The following is a 10,581-nucleotide window of genomic DNA, read 5'->3' on the forward strand; positions in this document are numbered from 1 at the left end:
GTAAGCCCACGGTGAAGGCCGTCTTGCGATGACGGCCTTCTGACTGCCAGTCCTAGTGGTAACACTAGGAGTAGTCATATGACGAAGCATTCAATTGAGGTGATCACGTCCGTGGAGCGCCGTCGGCGCTGGTCACGCGAAGATAAAGAGCGCCTCGTCGCTGCCTGCTTTAAGGCGGACGCGGTAGTCTCCGAGATTGCCCGCGCGGCCGGCATCCATGTCAGCCAGTTGTTCCGTTGGCGCAAAGAGCTTTGCCGGATCGAGGAGCCAAGGTCTGATACGGCGACTTTGGTGCCGGTGATCGTATCCGAGGCCGCTTCGACAGTCTCTCCCGTTCAGCTGGAAGCGCCCACCACATCCCATCTTCGTCGGAAGCGCAGCGATGTAACGATCGAGCTCGGCCGGGGCCGTCGGGTCCGCGTGGATAGTGATATTGACACGGACGCGCTTGGCCGGATTCTCGATTGCGTATTGGGTCTGCGATGATCCCGGTTCCTGTTGGCGTGAAGGTCTGGCTGGCCACGGGCTATACGGACATGCGCAAGGGCTTCCCCGGTCTGTCGTTGATGGTGCAGGAGGCGCTGAAGCGTGACCCGATGTGTGGACACCTGTTCGTATTCCGCGGCCGCGGCGGTGGCCTGATCAAGGTGATCTGGCATGACGGCCAGGGCGCTTGCCTGTTCACGAAGAAGCTGGAGCGTGGCCGCTTCATCTGGCCATCAGCGGCCGATGGCACGGTGGTGATCACACCTGCGCAGCTCGGTTATCTGCTGGAAGGTATCGACTGGCGGATGCCGCAAAAGACCTGGCGGCCGACGTCGGCCGGATGAGCAAAAACACTGGAATGATGGGGTCAAATATGATTCCATCCTGTCATGAGCGACGCGACCGAAGAGCTTCCGGACGACCTTGCCAGTGCCCTTGCACTGCTGGCCCAGGAACGCGCTCGACGTGTTACAGCCGAAGCAGAAGCGGCAACCGCCAAGGCAGAAGCCGCCAGTGCAAAGGCACTCGTATCGCATTCCGAAGCGCTGATCGCTCGGCTGAAGCTGGAGATCGACAAGGTCCGCCGTGAACTCTACGGCAGCCGGTCCGAGCGCAAGGCGCGGCTCCTGGAGCAGATGGAACTGCAACTCGAGGAATTGGAAGCGGACGCCGGTGAAGATGAACTGGCCGCGGAGATCGCAGCCAAAGCTTCAACCGTCAAAGCCTTCGAGCGCAGGCGTCCGTCACGCAAGCCCTTTCCCGAACATCTGCCACGCGAGCGCATCGTCATCGCCGCTCCCGCCAATTGCGCCTGCTGCGGATCGGCCAAATTGTCGAAGCTTGGCGAGGACATCACCGAGACCCTGGAGGTCATCCCGCGCCAGTGGAAGGTCATCCAGACGGTACGGGAGAAGTTTACCTGTCGCGAGTGCGAGAAGATCACGCAGCCACCGGCTCCCTTCCATGTAACGCCACGCGGCTTTGCCGGGCCAAACCTGCTGGCGATGATCCTGTTCGAGAAGTTTGCCCAGCACCAGCCGCTCAATCGTCAGAGCGAACGCTATGCTCGTGAGGGCGTCGACCTTAGTTTATCGACGCTTGCAGATCAGGTCGGAGCTTGCGCCGCGACGTTGAAGCCACTTCATTGTCTGATCGAAGCGCATGTTCTTGCCGCTGAGCGCCTGCATGGTGACGACACGACAGTGCCGATCCTGGCCAAGGGAAAGACCGATACGGGCCGCATCTGGACTTATGTCCGGGATGATCGGCCGTTCGGAGGCCTCTCACCGCCGGCCGCCCTTTATTATGCCTCGCGGGATCGACGGCAGGAGCATCCGGAGCGCCACCTGAAGACCTTCACCGGTATTCTGCAGGCGGACGCCTATGGTGGCTACAATCCGCTGTTCAAGGGTGATCGCGATCCAAATCCGCTGACCCAGGCACTCTGTTGGGCACACGCGCGTCGCAAGTTCTTCGTGCTCGCAGACATTAATGCGAACGCCAAGCGTGGAAAGAACGCCGCGCCGATCTCGCCTATGGCGCTCGAAGCCGTCAAACGGATCGACGGCCTGTTCGATATCGAGCGGGAGATCAACGGGCTTACGGCCGATCAACGCCTGGAACGTCGCCGCAAGGAAAGCCTGCCGCTCGTCGACGATCTGCATGCTTGGCTTCAAACCGAGCGTGCAAAACTGTCGCGCAGTTCTCCGGTCGCCGAGGCGATCGATTACATGCTCAAGCGATGGGATGGCTTCACGTCATTCCTGGAGGATGGCCGGATTTGCCTGACGAACAACGCCGCCGAGCGAGCGCTCAGAGGCTTTGCGCTCGGCAGAAAGTCGTGGCTCTTCGCCGGATCAGACCGCGGTGCAGATCGTGCAGCCTTCATGGCCACGCTAATCATGACGGCAAAGCTCAACGACATCGATCCGCCGGCGTGGCTGGCCGACGTTCTTGCCCGCATCGCCGACACGCCGATTATCAGGCTGGAGCAGTTGCTTCCGTGGAATTGGACGCCGCCGACCGTCAACGCTCAAGCTGCCTGACCTGCGGCCTCCACCGGAGGCTGACTCTGGTTCGGATGCACGTCGAATTGCTGTGCCAATTCCGCAAGCGTTTGCTCACCCTTCAGCGCGGCAAGTGCTGCTTTGGCCTTGAACGCCGGGCTGTGGTTCCGGCGTGGTCGTTTGCTCAGCTTGATTCTCCTGTTGCGGCTATCTCGCCGCTTTCAGGCAGAAAATCCACTTAAACTACCGTCCAATTTTGCCGAGCCGCTTCTTTTGAGACGGCTATCAGGTATTTGTGATGCTGGACGAAGTGGGGAACCGTCGGAGGAATTCCTCTTCCTGGTGCGCCGCCAGAAGCCTTGCCTGCTCAACCCAGTTTTCACGTTCTACTCTTCCGCCAAAGTTAAGGAGACGTTCGATCGCGGCGACATCATCGGCCGTCCATGCGGCAATCTGAGCATAAGTGGTTATACCTGCATCGTTTAAAAGCTTTTCATTTGTCGGGCCTATTCCGATCAAGCGACGCAGATTGTCCTTTGGGGGAACCACAGGCGAAGTAGCCTCCTCCGCCAGATGCATAGATTGGAGTATTTGCGTAGCAGATGCATTTCGACATGCATCAAGATCACTTCTAAAACGATCGCGTTCCTCCCCGAGAATTCGAAGGCCATGCGACAGTCCGTACAATTGCTTTTTAAGATGTCCCCACAATATCCATCCTAATGATAAACCGAGCATAAACGCAGCTAACATATAGAGCCACATTTGCGTAAGCAGATAAGGCATGAGGTAACCCCTGTTTCTAAAAATTATTTGCTTTGCCAATCAAAAGTGACCCGGCGGTTTTGGCTCCGGTTTGCTTCAGATGTGTTGGGAATTTCGGGTTGTCGTCCCCCCTTCCCTTCCACGGAAATGTCTTCTGGATTGAAACCTCCACGAAGGAAAACTGCCTTCACCGATCGTGCCCGTGCCAAGCTGAGCCGATCATTCAGTTTCTCTGCGCCTATGGTATCCGTATGTCCTATAATTTTAAGATGCCCACTGGTTATACAAGGCCTGATCATCTCAAAGAGAGAATTGAGTTTACCCATATTTGACTTATCAATCTCTACAGAAGACGTATCAAAATGAATAACAGTATGGGCGAAGGTGAGAGAAAGCGCACGACTACATGTCACGTCACCTGGAGCTCCGCTCGCATTTTGAGAGCTTTGATTGAAAAAGGATGGCACATTTTCATTGGTCACACCATCTGGCTTCGGTGCAGCTCCAGCCCCGGAGACCGGGAAAAGATCTGAACTATGGGCGGCAGGAAGAATATTCACCTGCCAATCCGACGGTAATGCGGATTTGAAATCTTCAATCTGCTCTGGATTGACCGTTCCGTTCAGAAACGTCGTTGAACCATCTAATAGCAAAGTCCCCGCGCGAAACCCCATTAAGGCTTGGGTCCCGGTCATCAGACGTGCGCTCCAGTTTTCAGGTAACCCTTGATCGCGTATCTTGATGTTGTCAACAATTTTACCATTCGCGACTGTTTCCAGTCTCTCTAGAATGGCCACCTTTTGAGCCTTCGAACCGACATTGCCGCTCGCTATCAACGAATTGTCCAGGCCTCTTGTAACCAGGAAATGGGCCACCGGCGTTAGCTCGACCGGTTGTTGAGCGGTGGGCTCAAGATGTTGTATGAAAGTTTGCCATTCAGGTCCGCCCTCAGTGGATAAGGAGGCAACTGTTTCTACGACTGATTGCTTCCCAGTCTTCCCTGCAAGCGTATAATGGTCTGGCTGCCAGATCAAAGAACCAGCATCAAGCAGCGCGAAAGCCTTGACAACTCGGTCAATTTCACTCAATTGCGCCTTGCCATTTGTAGACGTGATGTTGTCCTTGACTGGCCCCATGAAATTTGCAGCCACTGCCGCCGCAAGATTGGAGTGATCGTCGGCAGATAGAGCTCCTGACATTTGAATTTGGCCATCAGCGGTTTTTTCAATACTGACAACTGACTGCGCAGTCGCACTATTCGAAACCCATAAGCCGTCGGCGGGCCCAAGCGCTCCCCATACTTCGCGTGCTGTTGCCAATGTGCGCGCCTTTGACTCTTCGTTCCGTTCAGGTCCCCGCAGCAGAACATCCCTCCCGTCAACAAATGTTTGAACAAGCGGATTTACGGAATTCATCGTCTCGGAAGTGCGTTCAAGTATGTCATTTTGGATCTGCGGTGCCTTGTGCACCACCATCACCCCGCCCACTATCGCTGCGAGACCTGACCAGATAAGCAATAAAACTGATTTCATGTGCTTTCTCCGTGACTCTGTCAAAAGATCAGTCCGGACACGTCATTTAAAATGCGAACCGAAATTCAGAGCCTGTAAATGTCATCTATAAGTATTATGTAAAATACCTTACTCCAGATGCGATTAAACTATTAAGCATGGGGTATTATAATGGTATATAATGCCTTTCATCAACAAGATGTTTTTAATGGATATGGATAATTCTGCGAAAAAGAGCCTGCAGAAACATTTTCTTACAGCACCAGCCCGCCCTCGACGGCGACAGGATCAAATGCGGCAACCGTTTATCCGGATCGTCGCAATTGGCGTCTGCGAACAGGAAGAGATAACCCTTTGAAGGAAAAGTTGCCTGGTAAAGTACAGAGGATCATAAATTCCTGAAATCACTCAACTTAATTTTAGGTTCGGCTCAGGCCCTCTTCCCCTCAGTACTTAATAATTGACAAGAATATCAGCCTTACGACGATACGCGCCGATCCGGCTGAAGCAATGATGTCCATTTGCCGAACCACAAATCGGCATTCCACACATATATATATGTAATGGCGATGCCGAGAACAGCCCGCTCGCAACCAGGTGTCCACGACTGAAGGAAATCCCGTTTCGCATTCTTTTCGCGCCTGCCGCGTTTTCACAAACGAGCCACGAGAACTACGAAACACCTGTCTCTTTGCAAACCAGGATTAGGACGGTGTGTCCTGACCGATATAATTTCGCTTGACAAGACAGTTCTTCGGGCAGATCGGATCGCGTTTCAGGATGGTCGTCAAGGCTGCCGTATTTTTTGTCTCACACATATATTCAATATAGCTTGTATCTGACGTGCCAAAATTGGGAATGCCGCATGAGCTGGTGAGCACGCCTTCAGACTGACGCCAAATCGCCTCCAGGGAGTTTATGATCGTCTCCTTCTGCAAACCCTGCCATGATTGCTGATCATTGCGCATAGACTTTTGCGTATAAGCGATGACAAATGCCATCATCGCAGCCAGCCCGTCTCGATGATCCACTTGTTGTACGACGGTAGTCTGACCTTGAAGTTTGACGGCTGTATTTAAATCATGACCATAAGCATTCAACTCATCCAGGAGGAACATGAAATCGTCCGCGGATGAGGCGGCACCAGGTTGGAGATAAGTTGAGATGAACAAGTCATCTGGCCCAAAGTTTTTTACCATTTCAGATGCGATTTTTTTGGGTGGCGCGAATGCAGATACCACATGCGGACGAGGTATAAGCGTTCCGTTGATGAGTGGATAGGCATCATTTTCTTCCGTCAAAACATGAACAGATTCATGGACAGCGGTTGCCAGATCCAGTTGACTATCGTCGCATTTCAACCAGGTTAGAAATTGCTGTTTGTCCTTCAATAGCGAATAAATCCGGTACCCTTCCGGCACTTTTTGCTTCAAAAGCGCGAGCTCCGAAGCAGAGCAAGTCTGGGCAGGCGCTGAGACCACGCCCATCATCAGAAAAACGAACAGGCTGCCGAGCATTTCAAAGATTATTTTGGCTCGCATAAATTGCTCCAATTAAGAGGTTGCGGTCGCGCCAACATGTTGGACTATTCAGAAATATTGAACCTAGACAATTTGAAGGCGGATTTTGCCGACTTCAGTTGGCGGATTGCACAAATTGTTAAATTCTACCTACGATTGTTCTGGCGACCATGCCTCGATTGTTCCAATCGTTTGTCCCTTGTCATGGCAGGAACACGGTAGGCGAAACAGGTCGATATAATACGACAATGGCAACATTTAGTCGCGCAATAATTACATGCGTTATATATATACAACCACGACATTGTAGCAGCGACCGAGCACACAGTTCCGTATCGTTTAAAACACTGCAAGCAATATCCTGACATAATAAGGTAAATTTTTACTTAAAATGAAAATTTTACTGGTTCTTACGTACGACTTCTATTTTAAGATCAAGCCAATTTAAATCGTTATATTCCATACTTTGGATAATTCGCGCGTATTTATTACCTCTAAACCGAACCCCATCAGAAATAAATATAGATAACAATTAAGTGGTATCTAATATAAAGATCTGCTCACTCTCGTAAATATAAGAAGAAGTTCATGAATTCATTAATTACTTGTAGTTGATTCACTTACATAAATATTTATCAATTATTACTGCATTGAAGAAATTAATCGCTGATGCTATTATCCATAATGCTCGGTAGACGAGCTCAACTCTTCGATGATCAGTCTGTCTAGATGGATGAGATCGCGAATTTTTATAATATTACAAGTATATTAACAAAATTCTATGTTTTTCGGGAGAGTGACCATGAATAATGCTTTTAAAATTCTTCTGGCGTTCACATCCATTACATGTCTGTCTATGACAGCGATCACGCCTACAAATGCAGCCGAAGCATCGCACCGCAGATATGCACCGACAACAAATGTCTCAACTGTGTATCGCGACGGAACAACCGTTCGTCAGGTTCGCAACGTGACGCGTTACAGAGACATTGAACGGCCAAAAACCGTTATTCACACCAAACGCATCGTGAACGTTACCCGTATTCAACCCGTAACGCGCATCAATACCGTCACCCGAGTACACAACCGAACTGCTGTTCTGAAGGAAAACAGATATTCCAGCAAAACGAACTGGTTACCAACTGAGCACCTGCGCTCTGGAAAGACGGTTATATCCCGCGTAGATGTCAGGCCATCTTCAAGTACCGTCTATCGCTATAAGACCATTCGCCAGGTCAACAATGTGACACGCTATCGTAACGTCAACAAAACTCGATATGTACGGCACGTCAATAACATTGTGACCGTGAGGAATATACAGCCGATCGTGCGAACAAATGTGGTAACGCGTGTCTATGAACGACCACGGTTCGTGACGCGCAACCAGTATGTCAACAAGGTCGAATACCTGCCGACCCACACGGTTCGGACCGCAAAGACCGTACAGGTTCGCAATAACTCATACTACTCAACGGGTCACGCACGATACTGGAAGCATAACCGTACTTCGAATTACTAATAAGCCTCCCAAGCAGACGAGCAGGCATAGCCTGCTCGTCTTCCCTTCAACCTTGTTCATGGGAAAGGACGCAACAATGGAAACACTTCTTGCGCAACTGGCGCCTCAATTGATTGGCGGCCTCCTGGGTGGAGCCGTCGGGGGCAAAACAGTTCAGAACTCCAATATCGGCAGCCTCGGAAATGCATTGGCGGGTGCTGTTGGTGGCATTTCCGGCGGACAGTTGTTCAGTTCTCTTCTGGGCGTCGGATCTGCTGCTGCCACAGCTACAGCTGGATCAGGGCTTGATCTGGCCGCTATTGCAGGACAATTCGTCGGCGGTGGCATTTCTGGCCTGGTGGTTCAGATGATCGCCGGGCTTATTATCAATAAGCTATTCCGTTCTCCGAAGGAGTCATAAGCTGGAGGATAAGCAATGGGCTTTATAGATATTATTAAGAATTTTTTTGTCGCGGGCGCAACTGCAAATCCTCGGATCGACGACCTCGCGGCTCAAGAAATTAACACCTCCACAGCACAAACTTCAGATGCGGCGCGAAAGGCAAACGCAGACACCGAAGCACTGCTGGATAATCTCGCAGCGCAAAATGACCTGAAGCTCAACTGGCGAACCTCGGCGATTGATCTCATGAAATTATTAGATCTCGACGCCTCTTTGCCAGCTCGTAGAAAGCTTGCCCAAAAATGGGGTTATGCTGTTCAGGGAAGCAATGCAGCAGCAATGAACATTTGGCTGCACAAGGAACTAATAAAGCTTCTGCAAAACTCCGGCGGCAAGCTCCCCGTTAATCTCAAGGAACATCCCTCGTCGAGACAATTCCGAGGATACTCATAGTCTCAAATCAAATTCAATAATTCCGCAATCTAGTACTTACTATCTGACTAAAATAACCAGCTATTTCGAACGTTTGAACGACTACGCAGACATGCTCATTGGCGCCAGACCGTATGTTCGAACAAGCACTTTAAATCGTAATGGCCCTGCCAGAATACTCAGTTTTATCCATCCCTTTTACAGCACACATTTAGAACCGGAATATCGACATGGTGAAATGGACATTGCTGCTATTTATGTCGCTGCTGACATTGTATCCAGGGTCTGAACGTGTATTGGCAGGTACTTGCGCGGCGTCTTCTCCAAACATAAGTTTAGCAGAACAGCGACAGCTTGCAGCGCTTAGGAATATGTTAAGCGCGCGAGGATGCACCACGTCTGAATCCCATGGCGGCTTTTTTAACGCTTGCCGCGACATTACAAATCGTATCTCTGAGCTACAGCGCGCAACCGGCCAGCCCCCAAAACCACATTGCCGGACTGCGGTTACACGAACAAAACCAAAAATGATTCAGGTCTCCGCGTCACAACCGACACGCAAGGTCAGCTATCGGGACGATAGCTATACTACTAAACCCTTCAAGGAAAAAATAAAAGTCGTCAGTGAATTTCAACCTCAGCGACGACGAGCAAGCAAGGCGTTGCGCTACTGTGTTCGGTTATCGGATGGATATTTGTTCCCGTCCCCTAATTCTCAGTACCGTCAGAAAGGCGGAGATGACGCCGCCCTGGAACAGTGCCGTTTCATCTGCGAAACCGAGGATATCGACCTTTATGTGCTGAATGATCCTCGTAAAGAAACAGCCGAGATGGTTTCGATCAAAACCGGCCGGCCTTATGACGAACTGCCATCAGCCTATAAATATCAACGAGAAGGTGAATTCAAAAAATGTGACTGGGCCCGTTATATTGATGCGGTTCGCGGCCAAATAGAAGAAAAAAAGGCGGCGAAACTGGGGATACCCCTCCCGAGCCCAATGCCCCCATTGCGTCCATCAAGCATCTCTATAGCCCCGGCAATAAGCTCTATCATGCAGGTATCAGCCTATACTTCTACGTCGTCCATATCGACAATGTCCCAGCGCAAAATTCGTGTAGTGGGGCCAACCTGGATGCTTGACCACGTGGAGCCGCGCAGAAGGGAGCCAGGTAAGAAACAGCAAACAATTTCCGACCAATAGAGCCTCGTGATCATACACCGGAATTGCTTAAGAGCTCGGCTCAATATTGCAGGCTTGCGATGCGGCGTGGGATTCTCCTAATGGATAATATGAACATCCAGGCTTCTGACGAAGCAATGGAGTCCTCCCAATATTTTGCCAAACGGCGGCAGCGGTTGAGCCAACCAATAATGGCTCCGAGCGAAAACTGGACCCTGCGTGATCTGGCGCAAGATGACAAACACTATCGCGCCTTCCGGGCGATCCACAATCGATACCGCACGCTTCAACGGCTGCAATCCTTCTGGGGGCTTTGTCGCAACCTTGATCACGCACCCGGTTGGAAGAAACCATCACGGGCAAGTAGCCAAAGCGTGTACGACCGACGCGATCCGCTCCCCCCGAAGCGCCTGCGTCCCATCGAATAGTCACCCCACCCGCCATGATTTCCGGACGCGTGCGAGCAGCGCCATCGACGCTCGACGCTTTCTCAGCGGTGCCAACCATCAGCGTTGCAGATTTCACCGGATCGTCCGGCGCAGGCAATGCCAGCCGTCCCTGTTTTGCAAGCGTACGCCAGGACGATACATGGTTCGAAAGCAAACCATGGCGGTGTGCAACTTCACCTACCGTCACCCGGGACGTCAGCGTCCTGGCCACGATCCCGGGGGGGGGTAATTCTGGACTGCAGCCCATTTCGACCGGACAGTCGGCATAAGCAGAAAGGCTCAAGCACAGGCTTGAGGACAGGCTTATGTCTCAGGAGTATCGACACGTTG

At 51.5% G+C, this 10,581-nt stretch carries 11 protein-coding genes and 1 pseudogene; 8 read left to right on the forward strand and 4 right to left on the reverse strand.

The window, feature by feature from the left end; genetic code table 11:
* The first annotated feature begins 78 nt into the window (after positions 1–78).
* Genes tnpA through ACTJKP_RS25260 form a run of 3 tightly spaced genes read left to right on the forward strand, consistent with a single transcriptional unit; the run spans position 79 to position 2,531 of the window.
* Positions 79–486, forward strand: a complete 408-nt coding sequence (gene tnpA, locus ACTJKP_RS25250; protein WP_440632462.1) for an IS66-like element accessory protein TnpA — start codon at positions 79–81, stop codon at positions 484–486.
* Positions 465–830: an IS66 family insertion sequence element accessory protein TnpB gene (gene tnpB, locus ACTJKP_RS25255; protein ID WP_440632461.1), complete on the forward strand. Its 366-nt coding sequence runs from the start codon at positions 465–467 to the stop codon at positions 828–830. The genes tnpA and tnpB overlap by 22 nt, the downstream gene beginning before the upstream one ends.
* Positions 831–875: 45 nt before the next feature.
* The gene (locus ACTJKP_RS25260; RefSeq protein ID WP_440632460.1) at positions 876–2,531 is read left to right on the forward strand and encodes an IS66-like element IS66 family transposase; all 1,656 of its coding nucleotides are present in this window, start codon (positions 876–878) and stop codon (positions 2,529–2,531) included.
* 26 nt (positions 2,532–2,557) lie between these two features.
* Here the strand turns inward: ACTJKP_RS25260 and ACTJKP_RS25265 are convergent.
* The 4 genes and pseudogenes from ACTJKP_RS25265 to ACTJKP_RS25280 all read right to left on the reverse strand — a co-directional run.
* Positions 2,558–2,680: pseudogene (locus ACTJKP_RS25265) on the reverse strand (IS3 family transposase); the annotation flags it as partial.
* 97 nt (positions 2,681–2,777) lie between these two features.
* Positions 2,778–3,278, reverse strand: coding sequence for a hypothetical protein (locus ACTJKP_RS25270; protein WP_440632634.1), 501 nt, complete (start codon positions 3,276–3,278; stop codon positions 2,778–2,780).
* Between the two features lie 23 nt (positions 3,279–3,301).
* A complete protein-coding gene (locus ACTJKP_RS25275; RefSeq protein ID WP_440632635.1) occupies positions 3,302–4,789 on the reverse strand; it encodes an OmpA family protein in 1,488 nt (495 codons plus the stop codon).
* Positions 4,790–5,472: 683 nt separating this feature from the next.
* Positions 5,473–6,309 (reverse strand): hypothetical protein, encoded by an 837-nt coding sequence (locus ACTJKP_RS25280; RefSeq protein ID WP_440632636.1) that lies wholly within the window; start codon positions 6,307–6,309, stop codon positions 5,473–5,475.
* A gap of 781 nt (positions 6,310–7,090) precedes the next feature.
* Between ACTJKP_RS25280 and ACTJKP_RS25285 the strand changes: the two genes are divergently transcribed.
* The 5 genes from ACTJKP_RS25285 to ACTJKP_RS25305 all read left to right on the forward strand — a co-directional run bounded on the left by ACTJKP_RS25285 (position 7,091) and on the right by ACTJKP_RS25305 (position 10,230).
* Complete coding sequence (locus tag ACTJKP_RS25285; protein ID WP_440632637.1) at positions 7,091–7,807, forward strand: hypothetical protein; 717 nt, start codon at positions 7,091–7,093, stop codon at positions 7,805–7,807.
* Between the two features lie 76 nt (positions 7,808–7,883).
* Positions 7,884–8,207, forward strand: coding sequence for a hypothetical protein (locus ACTJKP_RS25290; RefSeq protein ID WP_440632638.1), 324 nt, complete (start codon positions 7,884–7,886; stop codon positions 8,205–8,207).
* Positions 8,208–8,222: 15 nt separating this feature from the next.
* Positions 8,223–8,642: a DUF3597 domain-containing protein gene (locus ACTJKP_RS25295; RefSeq protein ID WP_440632639.1), complete on the forward strand. Its 420-nt coding sequence runs from the start codon at positions 8,223–8,225 to the stop codon at positions 8,640–8,642.
* 209 nt (positions 8,643–8,851) lie between these two features.
* Positions 8,852–9,823 carry a DUF2865 domain-containing protein gene (locus tag ACTJKP_RS25300; protein WP_440632640.1) on the forward strand — a complete coding sequence of 324 codons (972 nt, stop codon included), beginning with the start codon at positions 8,852–8,854 and terminating at the stop codon, positions 9,821–9,823.
* An 80-nt stretch (positions 9,824–9,903) separates the two neighbouring features.
* Entirely contained in the window at positions 9,904–10,230 is a 327-nt protein-coding gene (locus tag ACTJKP_RS25305) for a hypothetical protein (RefSeq protein WP_440632641.1), read from the forward strand.
* Positions 10,231–10,581: the final 351 nt, after the last annotated feature.

The sequence above is a fragment of the Brucella sp. 22210 genome (assembly GCF_052045675.1).
Taxonomy (GTDB): domain Bacteria; phylum Pseudomonadota; class Alphaproteobacteria; order Rhizobiales; family Rhizobiaceae; genus Brucella.